The sequence below is a fragment of the Kitasatospora sp. NPDC089509 genome (genome assembly GCF_044749365.1).
Taxonomy (GTDB): domain Bacteria; phylum Actinomycetota; class Actinomycetes; order Streptomycetales; family Streptomycetaceae; genus Kitasatospora.
In genome coordinates, this window is the sequence record NZ_JBIVHS010000029.1 from 99,925 (window position 1) to 119,469 (window position 19,545).

Annotated in this window: 21 protein-coding genes and 1 pseudogene; 9 read left to right on the forward strand and 13 right to left on the reverse strand. The window is 74.7% G+C overall.

What is annotated here, in order from left to right; all coding sequences use genetic code 11:
• Positions 1–4: 4 nt before the first annotated feature.
• Positions 5–1,039: a LacI family DNA-binding transcriptional regulator gene (locus tag ACIP4P_RS38550; RefSeq protein ID WP_400927184.1), complete on the reverse strand. Its 1,035-nt coding sequence runs from the start codon at positions 1,037–1,039 to the stop codon at positions 5–7.
• Between the two features lie 182 nt (positions 1,040–1,221).
• Here ACIP4P_RS38550 and ACIP4P_RS38555 point away from each other — a divergent pair, with 182 nt between their 5' ends.
• A complete protein-coding gene (locus ACIP4P_RS38555; protein WP_350514528.1) occupies positions 1,222–2,175 on the forward strand; it encodes a DUF4436 family protein in 954 nt (317 codons plus the stop codon).
• 10 nt (positions 2,176–2,185) lie between these two features.
• Here ACIP4P_RS38555 and ACIP4P_RS38560 read toward each other — a convergent pair whose 3' ends face one another.
• The gene (locus tag ACIP4P_RS38560) at positions 2,186–3,058 is read right to left on the reverse strand and encodes a MurR/RpiR family transcriptional regulator (protein WP_400927188.1); all 873 of its coding nucleotides are present in this window, start codon (positions 3,056–3,058) and stop codon (positions 2,186–2,188) included.
• A 76-nt stretch (positions 3,059–3,134) separates the two neighbouring features.
• On the opposite strand from ACIP4P_RS38560, the gene ACIP4P_RS38565 reads away from it, so the two are divergent.
• Positions 3,135–3,992 (forward strand): DMT family transporter, encoded by an 858-nt coding sequence (locus tag ACIP4P_RS38565; RefSeq protein ID WP_350514526.1) that lies wholly within the window; start codon positions 3,135–3,137, stop codon positions 3,990–3,992.
• Positions 3,993–4,031: 39 nt separating this feature from the next.
• Here ACIP4P_RS38565 and ACIP4P_RS38570 read toward each other — a convergent pair whose 3' ends face one another.
• The 4 genes from ACIP4P_RS38570 to ACIP4P_RS38585 all read right to left on the reverse strand — a co-directional run bounded on the left by ACIP4P_RS38570 (position 4,032) and on the right by ACIP4P_RS38585 (position 8,517).
• Positions 4,032–4,796 (reverse strand): GNAT family N-acetyltransferase, encoded by a 765-nt coding sequence (locus ACIP4P_RS38570; RefSeq protein ID WP_400927192.1) that lies wholly within the window; start codon positions 4,794–4,796, stop codon positions 4,032–4,034.
• A gap of 113 nt (positions 4,797–4,909) precedes the next feature.
• Positions 4,910–6,004 (reverse strand): WD40/YVTN/BNR-like repeat-containing protein, encoded by a 1,095-nt coding sequence (locus tag ACIP4P_RS38575; RefSeq protein ID WP_400927194.1) that lies wholly within the window; start codon positions 6,002–6,004, stop codon positions 4,910–4,912.
• Between the two features lie 203 nt (positions 6,005–6,207).
• Positions 6,208–7,653, reverse strand: a complete 1,446-nt coding sequence (locus ACIP4P_RS38580) for an NAD(P)/FAD-dependent oxidoreductase (RefSeq protein ID WP_350514523.1) — start codon at positions 7,651–7,653, stop codon at positions 6,208–6,210.
• A 129-nt stretch (positions 7,654–7,782) separates the two neighbouring features.
• Positions 7,783–8,517, reverse strand: coding sequence for an alpha/beta fold hydrolase (locus tag ACIP4P_RS38585; RefSeq protein WP_400927198.1), 735 nt, complete (start codon positions 8,515–8,517; stop codon positions 7,783–7,785).
• A 112-nt stretch (positions 8,518–8,629) separates the two neighbouring features.
• Here ACIP4P_RS38585 and ACIP4P_RS38590 point away from each other — a divergent pair, with 112 nt between their 5' ends.
• On the forward strand, positions 8,630–9,610 hold the full coding sequence (locus tag ACIP4P_RS38590; protein WP_400927201.1) for a helix-turn-helix transcriptional regulator: 981 nt from the start codon (positions 8,630–8,632) through the stop codon (positions 9,608–9,610).
• Between the two features lie 107 nt (positions 9,611–9,717).
• On the opposite strand, the pseudogene ACIP4P_RS38595 reads toward ACIP4P_RS38590, so the two are convergent.
• Positions 9,718–10,119 (reverse strand): annotated as a pseudogene (locus tag ACIP4P_RS38595) (thioredoxin family protein); the annotation flags it as partial.
• A 346-nt stretch (positions 10,120–10,465) separates the two neighbouring features.
• Here ACIP4P_RS38595 and ACIP4P_RS38600 point away from each other — a divergent pair.
• The gene (locus ACIP4P_RS38600) at positions 10,466–11,038 is read left to right on the forward strand and encodes a sigma-70 family RNA polymerase sigma factor (RefSeq protein ID WP_400927204.1); all 573 of its coding nucleotides are present in this window, start codon (positions 10,466–10,468) and stop codon (positions 11,036–11,038) included.
• Positions 11,035–11,781, forward strand: a complete 747-nt coding sequence (locus tag ACIP4P_RS38605) for an anti-sigma factor family protein (RefSeq protein ID WP_400927207.1) — start codon at positions 11,035–11,037, stop codon at positions 11,779–11,781. The genes ACIP4P_RS38600 and ACIP4P_RS38605 overlap by 4 nt, the downstream gene beginning before the upstream one ends.
• Before the next feature lie 63 nt (positions 11,782–11,844).
• Here ACIP4P_RS38605 and ACIP4P_RS38610 read toward each other — a convergent pair whose 3' ends face one another.
• The 3 genes from ACIP4P_RS38610 to ACIP4P_RS38620 all read right to left on the reverse strand — a co-directional run bounded on the left by ACIP4P_RS38610 (position 11,845) and on the right by ACIP4P_RS38620 (position 14,050).
• A complete protein-coding gene (locus ACIP4P_RS38610; RefSeq protein ID WP_400927210.1) occupies positions 11,845–12,555 on the reverse strand; it encodes a hypothetical protein in 711 nt (236 codons plus the stop codon).
• Between the two features lie 143 nt (positions 12,556–12,698).
• Positions 12,699–13,211 (reverse strand): DUF1990 family protein, encoded by a 513-nt coding sequence (locus ACIP4P_RS38615; protein WP_400927213.1) that lies wholly within the window; start codon positions 13,209–13,211, stop codon positions 12,699–12,701.
• The gene (locus ACIP4P_RS38620; RefSeq protein ID WP_400927216.1) at positions 13,208–14,050 is read right to left on the reverse strand and encodes a YndJ family protein; all 843 of its coding nucleotides are present in this window, start codon (positions 14,048–14,050) and stop codon (positions 13,208–13,210) included. The genes ACIP4P_RS38615 and ACIP4P_RS38620 overlap by 4 nt, the downstream gene beginning before the upstream one ends.
• Positions 14,051–14,252: 202 nt before the next feature.
• Here ACIP4P_RS38620 and ACIP4P_RS38625 point away from each other — a divergent pair, with 202 nt between their 5' ends.
• Complete coding sequence (locus ACIP4P_RS38625; protein ID WP_350514516.1) at positions 14,253–14,522, forward strand: DUF1876 domain-containing protein; 270 nt, start codon at positions 14,253–14,255, stop codon at positions 14,520–14,522.
• Entirely contained in the window at positions 14,519–14,722 is a 204-nt protein-coding gene (locus ACIP4P_RS38630) for a hypothetical protein (RefSeq protein ID WP_350514515.1), read from the forward strand. Before ACIP4P_RS38625 ends, ACIP4P_RS38630 begins: the two co-directional genes overlap by 4 nt.
• 88 nt (positions 14,723–14,810) lie before the next feature.
• Here the strand turns inward: ACIP4P_RS38630 and ACIP4P_RS38635 are convergent, their stop codons facing one another.
• From ACIP4P_RS38635 to ACIP4P_RS38645, 3 genes are all read right to left on the reverse strand, one after another.
• Entirely contained in the window at positions 14,811–15,251 is a 441-nt protein-coding gene (locus ACIP4P_RS38635; RefSeq protein ID WP_400927221.1) for a PPOX class F420-dependent oxidoreductase, read from the reverse strand.
• A gap of 193 nt (positions 15,252–15,444) precedes the next feature.
• Entirely contained in the window at positions 15,445–16,974 is a 1,530-nt protein-coding gene (locus tag ACIP4P_RS38640) for an MFS transporter (protein ID WP_400927224.1), read from the reverse strand.
• A 177-nt stretch (positions 16,975–17,151) separates the two neighbouring features.
• Positions 17,152–17,832 carry a TetR/AcrR family transcriptional regulator gene (locus ACIP4P_RS38645; protein WP_400927227.1) on the reverse strand — a complete coding sequence of 227 codons (681 nt, stop codon included), beginning with the start codon at positions 17,830–17,832 and terminating at the stop codon, positions 17,152–17,154.
• Between the two features lie 218 nt (positions 17,833–18,050).
• Here ACIP4P_RS38645 and ACIP4P_RS38650 point away from each other — a divergent pair, with 218 nt between their 5' ends.
• Both ACIP4P_RS38650 and ACIP4P_RS38655 read left to right on the forward strand, forming a co-directional pair.
• A complete protein-coding gene (locus ACIP4P_RS38650) occupies positions 18,051–18,632 on the forward strand; it encodes a Uma2 family endonuclease (RefSeq protein ID WP_350514511.1) in 582 nt (193 codons plus the stop codon).
• 121 nt (positions 18,633–18,753) lie between these two features.
• Positions 18,754–19,542: a VOC family protein gene (locus tag ACIP4P_RS38655; protein WP_400927231.1), complete on the forward strand. Its 789-nt coding sequence runs from the start codon at positions 18,754–18,756 to the stop codon at positions 19,540–19,542.
• The last annotated feature ends 3 nt before the right edge of the window (positions 19,543–19,545 follow it).

Sequence of the window (19,545 nt, forward strand, 5' to 3'; positions counted from 1 at the left end):
CGGATCAGGCCCGTCGGAGCGCGGGCCCGGCGGGGCAGCCGCAGGAGCGCCGCACCACCAGCCGGGCCGGGAAGGTCCGGGCCCCGGCGGAGCGGCGCTCCGGTCCGCCGAGCACGAGCTCCACGGCGGCCCGGGCCATCTCGTCCTGCGCGGTGGTGACGGTGGTCAGCGCCGGTCCGGCGATCACCGCCTCGGCGATGTCGTCGAAACCGGCCACCGCGAGGTCCTCCGGCACCCGGATGCCCAGGTCGTCGGCGGCCCGCAGCAGGCCTATCGCCTGGTCGTCCGTCGCGCAGAACACGGCGGACGGCCGGTCCGGCCGGCCCAGCAGGACGAGCGCCTCGGCGTGCGCCCGGACCCGGTCGAACGGCGCCGGGGCGAGCCGGCCGTCGGTGGACAGTCCGGCCTCGGCCAGCGCCTCGGCCCAGCCGGCCGTCCGCCCGCTGACCGGGTCGAGCGGGCTGAGCGCCAGGGTGCCGCCGAAGCAGTGCACCTCGGTGTGGCCGTGCCCGAGCAGGTGGCGGACCACCTCGCGGGCGCCGCCCTCGTCGTCCGCCACCACGGCCACCCCGTCGGCGCTCTCCGAACGGTGGTGCAGCAGCACGACCGGGGTCCCGTCGGCCGAGTCGAAGCCGGTCAGCCCGGGGGCGGCCGGGTCCTGGGTGACCAGGATCAGGCCGTCCACCTGCATCCCGAGGAAGGCCCGGATGTAGTGCGCCTCGCGCTCGTCGGCGTAGTCGGAGTTGCCGATCAGCAGCAGTCGGCCGTGTTCGGCGGCGGCCTGCTCCACGGCGTGCGCCAGCCCGGCGAAGAAGGGCTGGCGGGCGTCCGGCACGACCATCCCGAGCAGGTCGGTCCGCCGCCGGGCCATCGCCTGGGCGACCCGGTTGGGCCGGTAGCCGAGCTCCTCCACCGCCGCGAGCACCCGGGCCCGGGTGGCCGCCGCCACCGGCCGCGGCCCGTTGTTGATCACATAGCTCACGACCGCCGTGGACGTCCCCGCCACCCGCGCCACATCGTCCCGTGTCACCCTCGCCATGACCAGTGAGCCTACACAGCACCTCCGACCAGCGTGTTTTCCGCGTTCGGGGGAGGCCCCGGGGGAGGCTCCGGAGGTGCACCCGACCGGCCCGACCCGGTTGCGGCGGGGGTGGTAGCGTGCCGACGCTGGCGGGACGGGCGGCAGCGGGTGCCGCCGCCGCCGACCGTGGAAGCAGGTCGATGAGCACGCCGCCGCGCCGCCGGACCACCCGGCCACTGCGCCCGACCACCCGTTCGCGGGTCCGCATCCACGCCCGGGTGCGCGCCGCCAGCGCCACCCGGCCGAAGGTCCGGCCCTGGCGGGCGTACGCGGTGGTGGTGGCGATCGTGCTGTCCGTGACCGCCGGCCTGCTGCTCTACGCCAACGAGCGCTCCAACCGCAGTCGCTCCCAGGTGGTGGGAAACACCTCCGGAGCGGACTTCCTGGAGGTCGACGTGGTGCTCCAGCGGGTGGACGCGGCCGCGCAGTCGGTCGCCGCCAAGGTCCTGGTGCAGCCGCACGGCGCCCTGGCGACGCCCGGTCTCCAGCTGATCCCGGCCCAGGACGTGGTGCTGGAGACCACCTCGCTCGAACAGACCCTGCTCAAGTACCCGGCCGGCCAGCCGATCGCCTCCACCCTGGTGTCGTTCAACCTGGCCGAGGGGCGGGTCACCGACTACCCCTTCGACAGCTACCGTGCGCCGATCGGCTTCCGGGCCACCGTCGGGGGGAAGCCCGCCCCGGTGATGATCGGGATCCAGGAGGCCGACCCGTTCTTCGCGTTCACCCAGGGCGAGAAGGAGACCGAGGGCCTCGGCATCGCGGTCACCGAGCAGATCGACCGCTCGCGCAGCACCTACATCCTGGCCTGGTTCATGATGGCGGCGATGTGGGCGCTGGCGATGTCCGTCCTGGTGGCGGCCTGGCTGATCGTCCGGCAGCGGCGCGGGATCGTCTGGCCCGCGCTGAGCTGGATGGCGGCCACCCTGTTCGCCCTGGTCGGGATGCGCAACGCGGCGCCCGGCAGCCCGCCGATCGGCTCGCTGCTGGACTACGCGGCGTTCTTCTGGGCGGAGCTGCTGGTCGCGGTGGGCCTGACCATGGTCGTGGTGCGCGGCGCCCGGGTCGAGGGCGCCCACCGGCCCAGCACCTGAGGCCGGCCGGTCAGTACACGTAGTCCGCGCAGACGTCCGCCGCGAGCCGCAGGGACTGCTCCGCGCGCGGCCCGCGCAGCGCCAGCAGGGTCTGGGTGAGCGCGTCCACCGCGGTCAGGTGGGCGAGCCGGCTGGCGGTGGTCTCCAGGCCGAAGACCAGGTCCTGCCCGCCCGCGACCAGGACGCAGGTCGACGTCTCGGTGAGCGGCGAGCGGGCGTAGCTGGTGAGCGTCAGCACCTCGGCCCCGGCCGCCCGGGCCGCCCGGGCGGTGTCCACCACGCTGCGGGTGGCGCCGGAGTGGCTGACGGCCAGGCAGACGGCGCCCGGCGGCAGTCCGGCGGCCACCAGCTGGGCGGTCATCGAGTCGGCCGGGGCGTCCACCGGCAGGCCGAGCGCGCGCAGCCGGTAGGCGAGGTCGAGCACCACCGCGCCGGACAGCCCGGTGCCGACCAGGAGCACCCGGGGGGCGTCGTTCAGCAGGTCGGCGGCGGCTCGCAGGTCGTCCGGGCCGAGCGTGGCGGTGATCCCGTCCAGGGCCTCCCGGGCGGCGCGCAGGGTGTCGGTGAGCGCCCGGGCCGCCGGGTCGTGGGCGTCGGCGCCGGTGACCGGGGCGGGGGCGGCGGGGGCGTGCCGGGCGGCGGCGATCTTCAGCTCCTGGAAGCCGCGGAATCCGAGCCGCTGGCAGGCCCGGACCACCGAGGAGGGGGCCGTCCCGGCCAGTGCCGCGACGTCGCTGACGCTCAGGTGCACCAGATCCCCGCCCCGGTCCAGCACCACCTGGGCGACCCTCGCCTCGGTGCCGCGCAGCTCGCCGAGCCGGGCCCGGATCTGCGCGGCCAGCCGGGATTCCAGGGGCGTGAAAAATTCGGAACGTTCTTCCATGGACCTAGGGTAGCGTGGAATCCGATTCCAAGCCTGCCGGAATTCCCGGCAGGCCGACGGGGAGGAGAGCTTCGCCATGTCGGAGAACGGGGCGGCGGTGCCGCTGGTCGTGCTCGCGGCCGCCGTGCTGCACGCGGTGTGGAACGGGCTGGCGCACCGGATCCCGGACAAGATGGTCGGCTTCGCGCTGATCAACCTGACCTACACCGCCTGCGCCCTGGTGCTGGTCGCGGTCAACCCGCTGCCGGCCGCCGCGGCCTGGCCCTACCTGCTGGCCTCCACGGCGGTCCAGACGGTCTCGACGGTGCTGCTGCTGAAGGCCTACCAGCTGGGCGACTTCGGGCAGATGTACCCGATCGCCCGCGGCTCGGCGCCGCTGCTGGTCGCCCTGCTGTCGGTGGTGCTGCTCGGCCAGCACCTGGGGGTGGGCGAGCTGGCGGGCGTGGTGGTGATCTCCTGCGGCCTGATCGGGCTGGCCTTCGCCCAGGGCATACCCGGGCGGGCGCAGCTGCCCGCTCTCGGGGCCGCCGCCGGCACCGGTGTGATGATCGCCGGGTACACCGTGCTGGACGGCAGCGGCGTCCGGCACGCCGGTACCGTCGGCGGCTACGTGGCCTGGCTGTTCCTGCTCCAGGGGCCCGCGTTGGTGGCGGTGGTCTGGGCCCGGCGCGGCCGCACCCTGCTCACCGGGGTGCGCCCGGTGCTGCCGGTCGGGATCCTCGGTGGGGTGCTCTCGCTGACGGCGTACGGCCTGGTGGTCTGGGCACAGTCCCGGGGCAACCTGGCGACGATCGCCGCGCTGCGCGAGACCAGCATCGTGATCGCCGCGCTGATCGCCACGGTGGTGTTCCGGGAGCGCCTCGGCCGGCTGCGGCTGACCGCCGCGTTCACCGTCCTCGGCGGGATCGCCGTCCTGGAGCTCGCCCGGCCGTGAGCCCCGGCCGGGCGCCCCGGGCGCTGTACGCCCCGACCCTCAGGCCGCGTCCGGCACGATCACGGTCAGCGAGGTCTCCAGCAGCACGAAGCCCAGCGCCTCGTAGACCCGGCGGGCCGGATTGCCCTCGGACACCACCAGCTGCACGTCGGTCACCCCGTGCCCGGCCGCGTCCGCGATCGCCCGGCGCAGCAGATCGGCGCCGAGGCCGCGGTAGCCGCGCTGCGGGTGGCGGAAGACCTCGGCGACCCAGGGCAGGCCGTCGCGGTCGGTCAGCACGGCGCCGCCGACCACCCGGTCCTCGGCGTCCACGGCGAGCAGGCTGGACGGCAGCACCGGGCCGATGGCCCGACCGGCCAGCAGCGGGCCGATCCGCTCGGCCAGGGCCTGGGTGTCGTCGCCGTGGAAGTGGTCCACATGGGCCGGGTCGAAGGCGGCCCGCCAGGACTCCAGCAGCTCCTCCGGCGCGCGGTCGCAGGGCACCGCCCGCAGGCCCTCGCGCAGCGGCGCCCCGGCCCAGTCGGCGGGCGGCGGGTCGGCGCGCAGGTCACGCCGGAAGGTGTGGGCGTGCCGCAGCTTCCGCGCGCCGTCCTCCAGCAACCGGAGTCCGAGCTCCGGGGGGCCGGACACCACCCAGCCGGGCAGTTCGGCGCGGACGAACTCCGCCGCCCCCGCCGCGTCCAGCGAGTCGTCCACGAGCTCCAGCAGGTCGGCCCAGGGGCGCCCCTCCCGCTCGCCCTGCTGGAAGCGCAGTACCGCCGCGCCGCTTCCGTCGTACCTGACCACCCAGTCGGTTTCGGGCATGGCCCACCCCACTTCACGAGTTCGTTCGTCGGCGGCCCATGCTCACCAGAACCGGAGCGTTCCGGCAACAGGTTTTCGATCAGCGGGTCCGACAACCGGCGGCCCGGCGGCGCTCAACTCACCACCGCCGCGCGGACGCAGAGCACGTCCGGCAGGTGGGAGATCAGCAGCGACCAGTTCTCGCCCTCGTCGCGGCTGGCGTACACGTCGCCGGTCCGGTTGCCGAAGTAGATCCCGGCCGGTTCGGCGTCGTCGGTGCGCAGGGCGTCCCGCAGCACGATGCCGTAGTGGTCCTCGCCCGGCAGGCCGTTGGCCAGCTGCTGCCAGCTGGTGCCGGCGTCGGTGGTGCGGAAGACCCGGCAGCGGTGGCCGGGCGGGATCCGGTCGTCGGAGCCGCCGAGCGGGAAGAGGTACGCGGTGTCGCCCCGGCGCGGGTGGGCGGCGACGGCGAAGCCGAACTCGGCGGGCAGCCCGTCCACGACGGAGCGCCAGCTGCCGCCCCAGTCGTCGCTGCGGTAGACGCCGCCGTGGTTCTGCAGGTAGAGCCGGTCGGGGTGGACCGGGTCCGGGGCGATCTTGTGGACGCACTGGCCGAACTCGGGGTACTGCCGCTCCTCGGGGAAGAACTCGGCGCGCAGGCCGGTGTTGGCGGGCGCCCAGGAGTCGCCGCCGTCCTTGCTGCGGTAGACCCCGCCGCTGGAGACGGCGACCAGCAGCCGCTGCGGGTCGCGCGGGTCGGTGAGGATGGTGTGCAGGCCCTGGCCGCCGTAGCCGGCGCCCCATTCGGGCCGCTGGGGGTGGTTCCAGAGCGACTCGACCAGGGCGAAGGTCTCGCCGCCGTCGGTGGAGCGGAACAGCGCGGCGGGTTCGGTGCCCGCGTAGACCACCCCGGGGGCCTCCGGTCCGGCGGGCTGGAGCTGCCAGACCCGGGTGAGCGAGGCGCCGGTGGACTCCGGGAAGCGGATGGCCGGCCGGGCCGGCTCGGACCAACTGGCGCCGCAGTCGTCGGAGCGCCACACCGAGGGGCCCCAGTGGCTGCTGTCGGCGCCGACCAGCAGTCTGGTCCGGTCGCCGCGGCGGTCGATGGAGACGGAGTAGATCGCGTTCATCGGGAAGTGCGGCCCGCTGAACTCCCAGTCCAGCCGGTCGCGGCTGTGGCCGAGAAAGAGGCCCTTCTCGGTTCCGACGGCCAACAGCACCTCGGTCATGCCTCACACCACCTACGGATCGGGCCCCCCGGACGGCCCCCTCGGGGCGCACCGGAGGCGCCCCACCGCCAGTGTCCCGCCGTCCACCGGTGGTCACATCTCGCCGCGCCGCTCACCCGGACAGCGGCGGTCGGCCCGGGGTCGGCCCGGGGCCGGCTGGGGGTCGGCAGGGGTCGTCCGGGGCCAGTCGTTGGGCGCCGCGGTCAGCCCCGGCAGCCCTCCAGCAGCCGCAGCCACACCTCGCTGATCGTCGGGTAGGCGGGGACGGCGTGCCAGAGCCGGTCGATCGGCACCTCGCCGACCACGGCGACGGTCGCCGAGTGCAGCAGTTCGGCGACGGCCGGGCCGACCAGGCAGGCGCCGACGATCACCTCCCGGTCCAGGTCGAAGACGACCCGGGCCCGGCCGCGGTAGCCGTCGGCGTACAGCGAGGCCCCGGCGACGGCGCCGATCTCGTGGTCGACGTGCTTGACCCGCAGGCCGAGCCGCTCGGCCCCGGCCAGGGTCAGTCCGACGGCCGCGACCTCGGGCTCGGTGAACACCACCTGGGGCGCGCCGGCCAGGTCGGCGGACGCCGAGTGCGCGCCCCAGCGCGAGGTGTCCAGCGCACGCCCCTGGGCGCGGGCGGCGATCACCGCGCCGGTGATCCGGGCCTGGTACTTCCCCTGGTGGGTGAGCAGCGCCCGGTGGTTGACGTCCCCGGCCGCGTAGAGCCACTCGCCGTCCACGCCCCGCACCGTGCAGCTGTCGTCCACCTCCAGCCAGCCGCCCGGCCGCAGCCCGACCTGCTCCAGGCCGATGTCGGCGGTGCGCGGGGCCCGGCCGGTCGCGTACAGCACCTCGTCGACGGTCAGCCGGCCGCCGTCGCCGAGCGTGAGGGCCACCGGCCCGGCGCCCCCGGTCCGTTCCAGCGCGGTCACCTCGGTGCCGAAGCGCAGGTCCACGCCCGCCTCCCGCAGCGAGTCCGCGACCAACTCGCCCGCGAAGGGCTCCAGCCGCGGCAGCAGCGCGTCGCCGCGCACCAGCAGCACCACCTCGGAGCCGAGCGCCCGCCAGGCGGTGGCCATCTCCACCCCGACCACCCCGCCGCCGACCACCGCGAGCCGCCCGGGGACGGTCGGCGAGCCGGTCGCCTCCCGGTTGGTCCACGGGTGCGCCTCCGCCAGCCCGGGCACGTCGGCGGGCAGCACCGGCCGGCTGCCGGTGCACACGGCGACGGCGTGCCGGGCGGTGAGCAGCCGTTCGCTGCCGTCCTCCGCCTCCACCGTGACGGTCCGCACCCCCGCCAGCCGGCCGTGGCCGCGGACCAGTTCGATGCCGGTGTCCCGCAGCCACTGCACCTGGCCGTCGTCCTTCCAGTGCGAGGCGAAGGAGTCCCGCCGGGCCAGCACGGCCGCCGCGTCCAGTCGGCCCTCGCCCACCGCCTCCCGGGCACCGGCCACCGTGCGGGCGTCGGTCAGCGCGGCGGCCGGGCGCAGCAGCGCCTTGCTGGGCATGCAGGCCCAGTACGAGCACTCGCCGCCGACCAGTTCGGCCTCCACGATCACCGTGCGCAGCCCGGCGGCGACGGTCCGGTCGGCGACGTTCTCGCCGGTCGGGCCGGCGCCCAGGACGATGACGTCGTACTCCTCGGCGGTGCTGCTGGTCATGGGCCGTCCTCCGTGCTGTCGCGCGCTCGGCCCGTGCCGCCGACGCCTCGACGGCCGTCGGCGCGGGCCCCGTCCTGCGCCATCCTGCGGTGCGGACGGGTCCGTGCGCGGGCGAACACGCGGACCGGGTCAGATTGCCGCGAGCTCCGCCAGCACCGCCGCCGTGTCGGCCGGGCGGGAGAACATCGGCCAGTGCCCGGTGGGCAGTTCGCGCAACTCCCAGTTCGGCCGGCCCATCCCGGCGAACCACGGGTGCCCGGAGGCGATCAGCGCCCGGACCTGATCGAGCGGGAAGGAGCAGGAGACCAGTGCCTGCGGCAGCGCGGCCCCGGCACCGGTCAGCCGCAGCACGTCCCGGTAGGCGCCGACCGGCTGCGGGGTGACCCGGGCGCGGATCCGCTCCAGCGCGGCCCGGTCCAGGCCCTCGATGCTGGAGCCGTGGGCGGCCAGGTACTCCCAGGAGGGCATCGGGAGGCGGCCGTCGACCGCCGTGGCGTCGGCCTCGGCCCGGAAGTCGGGCTGCCAGACGTCGTACACCGAACTGCCGTCGGCCAGCGGGCCGCTGTCCAGGTGGACCACCCGGCGGATCCGCTCGGGCATCCGGTCGGCGGCCCCGCCCACCGGGGCGCAGGCGCCGCTGTGCGCGACCAGCACGACGTCCCACAGGTCCTCCCGGACCAGCAGCCCGGTCAGTTCCGCGATGTGCTCCTCCAGCCCGAAGTCGCCCTGCTCGCCCGCCCGTTCGGCGAGTCCGGGCAGGCTCACCGGGTGGACCTCGTGCCCGGCCGCGCGCAGCGGCGCGGCCACCTCGTCCCAGGCCCAGGCGCCGAGCCAGAACCCCGGGACCAGTACGAACGTGCTCATGGTGCACCGCTCCTTCCGCGATGGGGATCCCCGTCACCGCCGACTCTAGAATCGGATCCGGACGGAAGCCGCCCGGATTCCCCGGCGCGTCGGCCCGGAAGGAGCGCCCCGCATGGAACGCCCGGAACACCCGGTCAGCCGCGTGCTCGCCCTGCTGGAACTGCTCCAGGACCGCCCGGGCCTGACCGGCGCCGAGCTGGCGGCCCGGCTCGACGTGGACGAGCGGACCATCCGCCGCTACACCGCCCGGCTGGTCGAACTCGGCATCCCGGTCCGGGCCGACCGCGGCCGTTACGGCGGCTACCGCCTGCTGCCCGGCTACCGGCTGCCGCCGCTGATGCTCAGCCCCGACGAGGCCGCCTCGGTGGTGCTCGGCCTGCTGGCCGGGCGCAGTTCCGGCCTGTCGGTGGGGGAGCGGGCCGCCGAGACCGCGCTCGCCAAGATCCAGCGGGTGCTCCCGCCGCCGCTGCGCGAGCGGGTCACGGCCGTCGAGCAGACCCTCGGCCTGTCCGCCGCGCCCACGGCCGGCCCCAGCCCGGCCGCCGCCGCGCTGTTCGCCCTGGCCGAGGCGGCCCGCCGGTGCCGCCGGGTGCGGCTCGCCTACCGGGACCGCGAGGACCGGCCGAGCGAGCGCGAGTTCGACCCGTACGGCCTGGTCTTCCACTCCGGCCGCTGGTACACCACGGGGCTGGACCACCGCAGCGGCGAACTGCGGACCTTCCGGCTGGACCGGATCGAGCGGGTGGTGGCGGGGGAGACCGGCTTCGAGCCGCCCGAGGACTTCGACCCGGTGCAGCGGGTGGTGGAGTCGCTGGCGGCGACGCCCTGGCGGCACCGGGTGGAGGTGGAACTGGCGACCACCCTGGCCGAGGCCCGCCGCCGACTGCCGCCCGTGGTCGGCACGCTCACCGAACTCGCCGACGGCCGCGTGCTGTTGCGGGCCCGGGCGCAGCACCTGGACGGCTTCGCGGTGCTGCTGGCCGGCCTGGGCTGGCCGTTCACCGTCCGGGAGCCCGCCGAACTGCGGGCGGAGGTCCGGGCCCTCGCGGCCCGGCTCACCGACTGGGCCGCGGAACCGGCCGACCCCGCCTGACCCCGCCGAACCGACCTGACCCACGGAACCCGGCACGGCGAGGGCCCGGGGAGGGCACGGCGAGGGCCCGGGGAGTCGGCACTCCCCGGGCCCCGGCGCGGCACCGCTCAGGCCTGGCCCTCGGCCGCCTGCTCCTCCGCCACCTTGCGCTTGACCTCGGCCATGTCCAGCTGGCGGGCCTGCCCGATCAGGTCCTCGAACACCGGCTCCGGCAGCGCGCCCGCCTGCGAGAAGACGAGCACGCCCTCGCGGATGATCGCCAGCGTCGGGATCGACTGGATGCCGAACGCCGCGGCCAGCTCCTGCTGGGCCTCGGTGTCGACCTTGGCGAAGACCAGGTCCGGGTGGCGCGCCGCGGCCTTCTCGTAGACCGGTGCGAACTGGCGGCACGGCCCGCACCACCCCGCCCAGAAGTCGATGAAGACGAAGTCCTGGCCCTCGGGGCCGGGCACGATGTCGTCGAAGTTCTCCTTGGTCAGCTCGACCGTGTTGCTCATCTCGCGGATCCTTCCCTTCCGAAGGCGGTGGGTACGGGGTCATGCGCCCCGGACAACCGTGATGCCCGCCGGGGTATTCCGGCTCGTCCCCGGGTTGAGCACGCGGCCGCCACCGTCCGTACAGAAGGATGTCCCGTCCGCTCGCCGAAGCGGGAGGCGCCATGCGCAGCACACCCGCACACCCCGCACGTGCCGGGCCGCCGCGCCGCACCGCCTCGCCGACCGGGACGATCCCGCGGAGTCCTACTGCAACGGTAGCCGCGCCGCGCCCCGGCCGCCCGAGCAGCCGGACGGCGCGGGCGCGACCGGTGCCCGGCGGCCGCCGGCCCCGACCGCCGCCCTCGCCGGGGAGGCCAGGGTGCGCAACGATGAGATCGTGACCGAGGAGCACCCCGTCGGCGGCAAGGCCGCACACGGCACGGGGGCCGCGGACGAGGATCTGATGCGGGCCCTGTACCGCGAGCATGCCGGTCCGCTGTTCGGCTTCGTGCTCCACCTGGTCGCGGGGGACCGCCAGCGCGCCGAGGACGTCGTCCAGGAGACCCTGGTCCGGGCCTGGCGCAACATCCACCGGCTCGACTCGCACGGCGGCTCGCTGCGGCCGTGGCTGGTGACCGTCGCCCGCCGGATCGTGATCGACGACCACCGCAGCGCCCTGGCCCGCCCGCAGGAGGTGGACGCGGCGGTCCTGGAGCAGCTGCCCGGCGAGGACGACATCGAACGCTCGCTCCGGACGATGACCGTCGCCGACGCGCTCGCCGACCTCTCGCCCGCCCACCGCGAAGTCCTCGTCGAAACCTTCCTCAAGGGCCGCACCGCGAAGGAGGCGGCCGCCGAACTCGGCATCCCGGCCGGGACCGTCCGGTCGCGGGTGTTCTACGCACTGCGCTCGCTCAGGATCGCACTGGAGGAACGGGGAGTGACATCGTGACCGACCGGCCCGCCACCGCCCCCGGGTCCGGCGTGCCCTGCGGCCCGCAGCACACGGACGCCGGTGCGTACGTCCTCGGCATGCTGGAGCCGGCCGAGCACGCCGCCTTCGAACAGCACCTGGCGGACTGCCCGGAGTGCGTCGAGCAGGTGGACCGACTCGGTTTCGTCGAGGTGCTGCTGGCCGACTACGTGGCGGCCGTCGCGGCCGCCGGACTGGACCCGGCCGAGCCGGTGCCGGAACCGGACCGGCGGCTGCTGGGCCGGCTGATCGCCGAGGTCACGGCCGGCCGCCGGCGGCTCCGGGTACGGCGGTTGGCGCTGGCCCTGGCCGCGACCGCGATGGTCGCGGCGGGCCCGGCGGTCACGGCCGCGGTGATCGCCGCCGACTCCACCCCGGCCGTGGTCGCCGTCTCCCAGCAGTTCAGCGCCACCGACCCGACCACCGGCGCCAAGGCCGTGGTCGGTGTCGACGCCCGGAGCTGGGGCAGCCAGATCAGCCTCAACCTCTCCGACGTCCAGGGCCCGCTGACCTGCCGCCTGGTCGCCGTCTCGCACGGCGGCCAGCGCCAGACCGTCACCACCTGGAGCGTCCCGGCCACCGGTTACGGTGAGCCGGACGGCCAGCACGCGCTGCACACCACCGGCGGTGCGGCCCTCCAACCCGGCGACATCGACCACTTCGAGGTGCGGGTCCAGGGCACCGGCGCCCTGCTGGTCTCCGTCCCCGTGCACGGGGCCTGACTCGCACGGGGCACGGGGCCCGACCCGCACGGGGCACGGGGCCCGACCCGCACGGGGCCCGGCTCAGCAGAACGGCGGGTGCGGCGATTCGTACGTGACCAGCCGCTCGATCCGGGCCGTGCCCAGACGGGCCGGCCAGTGCGGATTCGGCTCCCCGGCGCCGGTCATGTGCTCCCGCCGCCAGGTCCGGCTCCAGCCGACCCGCCGCTCCGGTTCGAAGGTGTGCCGCCGCCCGCACGGACAGGGCAGCAGGACCCGCGCGCAGGAGCGGCACAGCCCGGCCCGGTGGGGCGCGGTGGACAGCCACACCACCGGCCCCTCCTCCCCGCAGGCCGGGCAGCCCGGCAGCTCGGCGCCGTCCATCAGCGCGTTCTGCCGCCGGACGTAGTCGGGCAGGCTCAACCGCGGGTGCAGGAAGGGGTCCTGGGCCCAGGCGAGGTCGGGCGAACTCCACCGCGGCCGGTCCCACCAGGCCGTGGTCGACGGTGCGCGCCGCCCGGCCCGCTTCTCCGCCCGCCGCTGCGCCTGGTACTCCCGGAACCGGGCCCGCCACAACTGCCGTGCCTCGTGCAGCTCCTCGACCGCCCGCACCAGTGACTCCGGGTCGGCCTCCAGCCGCCGGGGCAGCCGGGCGGAGAGGGTGAGGTGGTGGTAGGTGGCCCGCAGCCCGTACGGGGCGAACTCGGTCAGACAGGTGCGCAGCGCGCTGTGCCGCCGGTACGGCGGGAGGCCGGCGTCGTGCACCCTGGCCCGGTGGGTGAGGAAGCTGGTCACCGCGCGGCCGCCGGGGCCGGTACCCGGGCCGGAGCGGAGGCGTCGGCGGGGGCGTCGGCGGGGGCGTGGGCCCCCGGGACCGGCTGCTGCGTCGTCGTCATCCGGCGATGATGCCGGATGCCCGTCCGGCCCGGCCAGCGGATTCAGGCCGCGTCGGCGGCGATCGAGGCGAGCACCCGCCCGCAGCGCCGGGCGAAGGCGCGTTGGGCGAGCGGGAGCAGCGGGCCGGCCAGCCGGGCCCACCAGCTGACCGGGCGGCTGAACGCGGTGACGGTGAACCAGACCGTTCCGTCCGGTGCCGCTTCGAGCCGGAAGGTCTCCTCGCCCCGGGCCAGGTGGCCGTGCCTGGTCCCGTACGTGAAGCCGTACCGGTCGGGGCCGTCGTCGACGGCGAGCACCCGGTTGGGCGCGCTCGCCCGGAGCGGTCCGAGCCCCAGGCCGCAGCGCACCGCGAGTCCCTGGGCCGCCCGTTCGGTCTCCGCCGCGATCCGGACGCCGGCCAGCCGGTGCATCCGCCAGCCGAGCAGGGCGGCCCCGGCGACGTCGAGGGCGGCGCGGCCGTGGCCGATCGCGGTCCGGTGGTGCAAGTGGCGGTATCCGGCGGGGAGTTGGCCGGTGCGGCTGGCGCCCAGCTCGGGGTAGCTGTAGTCGTTCATCGCGACACCTCCGGGGTGGTGATCCGGCGCCAGGCGAGGATCGCGCAGAGGGCGAAGCCGAGCGCGTTGCCGAGGCCGTGGGTGGCGGCCATCCAGGTCAGGGTGGGGTGGGGGAGCCCGGCGGCCCGGCCGAGTGCCCACCAGAGGGCGAGCAGCATGGTGAGCGCCAGGACGGCCGAGGAGGCGGCGAGCAGCCGGGCGGTGGTCCGGTCCGCCGTGCGGGGGCGCAGTTCGCGCCAGCTGATCAGGCCGACCAGCCACATCCCGGTGCTCAGCACGACGGCTCCGGCGAACTGCCACCAGTCGCCGAGGAAGTACCCGGCGAGCACCAGCAGGGTGCCCGCCGGGACGCTGAGCGCCGCGCAGCGGGCCGCGCCGCAGGCCGGGTCGCAGGCCCGGCAGACCAGTCCGGCGACCAGGGCGGCGGTGAAGCCGGCGTAGTGGAAGTGCGGGACGGTCAGCGCCAGGATGTGCGGTTCGAAGCCGAACAGCGGGTAGCCGGAGCGTTCGGCGACCAGTGCGACCCCGGCGACCGAGGGGGCGGCCAGTGCGGTGAGCACGGCGATCTCGGCGGGGGCGAGCGAGCGGGTCCGGGCCAGTCGCCGGGGCGCCTGGAGGGCCACCGCGAGGGTGCCGAGCGCGTAGACGACGGCGGTGCCGGTGGCGAGGCCGCCGCGCGGCAGCCAGAGCGAGAGCGCCCCGGGGACGGCGGCGAGCGGCCAGAGCCGGCGGATCCGGGCGAGCCCGGGTTCGTCGACCAGGGCCAGTCCGAGCGGCAGTACGGCGCCCATGCCGAGCAGGACCAGCAGGTTCACCAGTTCCGTCGTGCCTGCGTCCATGTGGGCGCACCCCCTTCCGGACGCGCGGTGCACACACTTCCGTCCGCGCGGCGCACAGAGTCTTGAACGCGTTCAAATGAACGCTCGCCGCCGACTCTACCCGGCGGAGTTGAACGCGTTCAACTTCCCTCGTTCCGGCTGGCCTGGTGTTCACGCTGGGTGCGGCGCACTCTGGAGGAGTAACCGATGGAGGTGATCCGCCATGCAGACTCTGGTCGGTTGGCACATCGAGATGGAGTTCCGCGAGGACGGCGCCCGGACGACCGCCGCCGCCCTGCTCCGGCTCGGCGACGGGAGCGAACTGCGCGCCCACGGCTACAGCAGCCGCCACCCCTCCGATCCGGAACAGCTGCGGGTCGGGGAGGAGATCGCCGGGGCCCGCGCGCTCAACGAACTCGCCTCGCAGCTGCTCACCAAGGCCCACGGCGAGATCCAGGAGGTCAGCCCGATCCCGACCCACCCGCTCTCGTGACCGCCCCGCACCCGCACGGCGACCAGGCCGGACGGGACCCGAACCGCCCGCGCATCCCGCTGATCTGCCCCCGCTGCGGACACGAGCAGCAGGTGGTCCCCGGCGGTCCCGAACGGGCGGTCAAGGTGGTGCACGTGGGGACCGGCCGGGAGGCCTGCGAGCCGGGGGACCTGGCCGTGGCGCCGGACGACGGGACCTGAGCGGGCCCCGGGCACGAGCCGATCGCGGCCCGGGACCCGTTCGCACGGGTCCCGGCCCGCGGCGGGGCCGACCACCTCCCGATGGGGCTCAGTTGGCGCAGTACGTGGCCGGCGGTCGCCACTCCGGCCCGAGCAGCCGCTGCTCCAGCTCGTTCAGCGTGATCCGGATCCCCACCGTCCCGGCCAGCCCGACCCGGAAACGGCTGCGGGCCAGCACGATCAGCGCCGTCAGGCCGTACTTGTTGATCAGCGAGGTGCGGTAGCGTGCCGTGGCGTCGGGGTCGCAGAGCCGTGCGCGGGCCGGGAACCGGCGGCCGGTCGGGCGCCCGTGGGCGTCGCAGGGGCCGATCAGCACCCGGGGGTGGCGGCGGATCCGTTCGGCCTCGCCGGAGTGGGCGGGGGCCCAGAGGCCGAGTGCCGGGCCGTCCTCGACCACCCAGAGCTGCGAGTCCAGCCGACTGCCGTCGTCGCCGAAGGTGGTCAGCAGCAGGTACCTGCTGTCGGCGAGCCGGTCGCTTCGGTCGAGCATGATCTCCTCCCTCTGACGGGGGTGGGCCATTTCATTCTCATCCACCGCGGGCGGCGGTTCGAGGGGGGTGCGGCCGCTCGTGCGCGATCGGGAACGCGGCGGGCGGCCGGAAACGGCGAGCGGCCCGCCCGGTGTCCTGGAAGACACCGGACGGGCCGCGTACGCACCCTCACGAACCCGGAACGGGCGGGGCTCAGTGCACCAGCACCGGCACCTCGTCGTTCTTCGCCGCGTCGGAACCGGCACCCGTCGCGCTGGGGTGGCCGGCGTTGATGAAGGTGAAGGCCACGGCGGCGGCCGCCACCAGGATCCCGAAGGACACCCAGATCGCGGTCGTGAAGCCGTGCACCATGCCCTGGAACTGCAGGGCCTTGGCGGCCTCCGGCGAGGCGGCGGTGGCCAGCGCCTTGCCGTGCGAGGTCAGCCAGCTGGTGGTGGCGCTGGCCGCGATGGTGTTCAGCAGCGCGGTGCCGATGGCGCCGCCGACCTGCTGCGAGGTGTTGACCATGGCCGAGGCCACGCCCGCGTCCCGCGGCTCGACGCCGTGGGTGGCCAGGCTCATGGCCGGCATGAAGGCGGTGCCCATGCCGAGGCCCATCAGGACCAGGCCCGGCAGGATCAGCGCCGGGTAGGAGGTGTCCAGGCCGATGTGGGTCAGCAGGAACATGCCCACCGAGGCGGTCAGGAAGCCGGGCGCCATCAGGTAGCGCGCCGGGACCCGGGTCATCAGCCGGGCGCCGATCTGGGTGGAACCGGTGATCATGCCCGCCACCATCGGCAGGAAGGCCACACCGGTCAGCACCGGGCTGTAACCGCGCACGACCTGCAGGTAGTAGGTCAGGAAGAGGAACAGGCCGAACATGCCGATCACGGCCATGCCCAGCGACATGTACACCCCACCGCGGTTGCGGTTGAGCACCACGCGCAGCGGCAGCAGCGGGGCGGCGACGGTGCGCTCCACGATCACGAAGGCGGCCAGCAGCACGACGGCGGCGGCGAACAGCCCCAGGGTGCTGGCGGCCGTCCAGCCGCTGGACTCGGCGCGGGTGAAGCCGTACACCAGGGAGACCAGACCGGTGGTCACCAGGATCACGCCGGGGATGTCCAGCTTGTTGCGGTTGCGGCTCCCGGCGGGCTCGCTGATCACCAGCACCGCGCCGGTGATGGCCACGACGGCGAACGGGATGTTGACGAAGAAGGTCCAGCGCCAGTTCATGTACTCGGTCAGGAAGCCGCCGAGGATCAGACCGATGGCGCCACCGCCACCGGCGATCGCACCGTAGATGCCGAAGGCCTTGGCGCGCTCCTTGGCCTCGGTGAAGGTCACCGCGAGCAGCGACAGCGCGGCCGGCGCGAGCAGGGCGCCGAACACGCCCTGCAGGGCGCGGGCGCCGAGCAGCATCGTGGTGTTGACCGCGGCGCCGCCGAGCGCCGAGGCGAGGGCGAAGCCGGTCAGACCGACGATGAAGGTCCGCTTGCGGCCCCACAGGTCCGCGATCCGGCCGCCGAACAGCAGCAGGCCGCCGAAGGCCAGCGCGTAGGCGGTGATCACCCATTGCCGGTTGCCGTCGGATATGCCCAGGTCCGTCTGGGCGGACGGCAGGGCGATGTTCACGATGGTGGCGTCCAGGACGACCATCAGCTGGGCGAGCCCGATGAAGATCAGCGCCTTCCAGCGCCGCGGATCCGGCTGGGTCGCCGATCGGGAGTCGGTTTGAGACATGGGGGTACCCATTTCACGTGCGTGAGGTGTGCGAGAACGGTCAACTGCCGTACGGGAACGGCAGGTTGCCGTACGGGGTGCGAGGGCGCGCGAACGCGTCCGGGCTCGGCGCCGGTCAGTGGCGCGCGGGCGGGGTGTCGGTGGGTCGGATCAGTGGTGTCGGGTCCAGGTGGTCGGTCAGTGCCGGGGACGGAAGTCCTCGAAGGTCGCTGCCCGGCCGGGCAGCACCGAAGGGGCCGGTGCGCGCAGGCCGTCCAGGAACAGCTGCAGGTGGCGGTGGACGAAGTCGTCGAGCAGCTGGCAGGAGGTGCCCGGCAGCGGGCGGCTCAGCTGGCTGATCGCGACGAACAGGTCGCCGTGGTCGACGTCGGCCCGGAGTTCGCCCGTGGCCCGGGCGCGCTCCATCAGTCCGCTCACGGCGGCCCGCAGGCGCTCCCGCGTCTCGGTCAGCTCCGGATCGTCCGGGTCGACGGTGCTGGTGAAGACGGCGCAGAGCCCGCCGACCTTCTCCGCCACGGTCGCGTGCACGAACCGCTGCAGAGCCTCGAACGGACCGCCGCCGACACCCGCGTCGGCCTCGACCGTCGCCGTCTCGGCGAGGGCCAGGATGCGGTTCTTGACGAGCAGGGCCACTTCCTGGATCAGCTTCGTCCGGTCCGGAAAGTTCCGGTACAACGTGGCGTTGCCGACCCCCGCCCGCTTCGCGATCTCGTCCAGCGGCACCTCGGCACCGTGCTCGACGAACGCGTCCCGGGCCGCCAACACGATCCGCTCCCGGTTCCGGCTGGCGTCCGCACGCAACTTCGGCGTACGCACACTCCCCGCGGAACGGGCCGACTCGGCGGCGACGGTGGTCATGACGACTGCTCCTCCAGGATACCGGGGAAATTCTCCCCGCTTCTGCCAACGTACTCGGAAACGGGGAATCCGTCCCCGGAATTTCCGCCCATGATGTGACCTGCGCCACATCATGGGCGAAGTCGGTCGAGGCGACTATCGTCGAAGCCGGATGCCCCGTAACCACTCGCCGCTGTACTCGTTGCCCCGGCGGGTGCCAAGGCGAAGGAGCAAATCCCGTGACTGCGATCTCCGACCGCCCGCAGATGCTGCCCGAGCAGTTCGAGGACCTCGCGCACGCTCTGGCGCGGACCGCCGAAGGCGTCCGGCCGGAGTTCATCAACGGGAAGCTGGGGGTCAAGCCCGTGCCGGACGGCGATCACGGCCTGATCATCGAGTGGTTGATGCGAATCTGCATCCAGTCGCGTCCTGAGCTGTGGCTCTACGACCAAGGGCTGAAGGTCCAGACCTACCGCAACGGCCATGCGCGTCCTGATGGCACGCTCGCACCCACTGGCACGTTCGGGAGCCAGGGGGAGTGGGCGAGTGCCGACGGAGCACTGATGGTCGTCGAGGTGACCTCCTACGATTCCGACACCGAACGTCGGGACCGCGTCGAGAAGCCCCGGGCCTACGCCGAGACCGGCATCCCGGTCTACCTGCTGATCGACCGGGACTCCGCCGAGGTCGTCGTCCACAGCCAGCCGGACGGCGTCCGGTACGAGAGCGTACGGACCCTCCCGTTCGGCAGGACCGTCCACCTCCCCGAGCCGGTCGGGATCTCGCTCGACACCGAGCCGCTGAAGAACTGGGTGCGCTGAGCCCGGCCATGTCTTCCCCGGGCGGCTCCCTCTGTCGGCCTAGGCTGTGGGCGTCCCGGGCGGCCGGTGGGTCGTGGGAGTCGGGAGGGGCCCGGCGGCCGGGTGGGCGAGGAGGATCGCGATGGGCAGCGAGGAGACGACCGCCCGGGTGCGCTGCGTGGCGGCCGTTCCGTGCTGGGTGAGCCTGATGGCCCGGGACCTGGATGCCGCCAAGGAGTTCTACGGCCCGCTGCTGGGGTGGGGTTTCGAGCCCGGGCCGGAGCGCTTCGGTCCGTACGTGCACGCGGTGACCGGCGGGGAGGCGGTGGCCGGGCTCGGCGTGGCGGGCCTCGGGGCGGTGCCGCTGGCCTGGACGAGCTACTTCGGGACGGAGAGTGCCGACGCCGCCGCCGACGCGGTGCGCGAGCGCGGCGCGACCCTGGCGGTCGGCCCGCTGGCCTTCGACGCCGGGCGGGTGGCCTTCGCGGCGGACCCGGCCGGGGCGGTGTTCGGCATCTGGGAGGGCCCGTTGGGTCGGGCCCGGAAGCTGGACCTGCCGGGCGCCCCGGTCTGGATCGAGCTGCGCACCCCGGATCCGTTCGCGGCCGCGCTGTTCTACGGCGAGGTGTTCCGCTGGGACGGCCGGGACCCGGAGCGCTTCGAGACCCGCTGGGAGCACGACCGGGTGGTGCTGCGCGCGGAGGGGCACAGCGTCGCGGCGCTGGCCAAGGAGCAGGCCGGCGGCCCGGCCGGCCCGCCGCCGCACTGGGAGGTCTCCTTCGCCGTCCAGGACGCCGACCGGGCGCTTGCCCGGGCGCTGGAGCTGGGCGGGGCGGCGATCGGTCCGGTCTTCGACTCCCCGTACGGCCGGGTGGCCCGGCTGCGGGACCGTGAAGGTGCCCGGTTCGCGGTGATCAGCCCGAAGCACTGATTC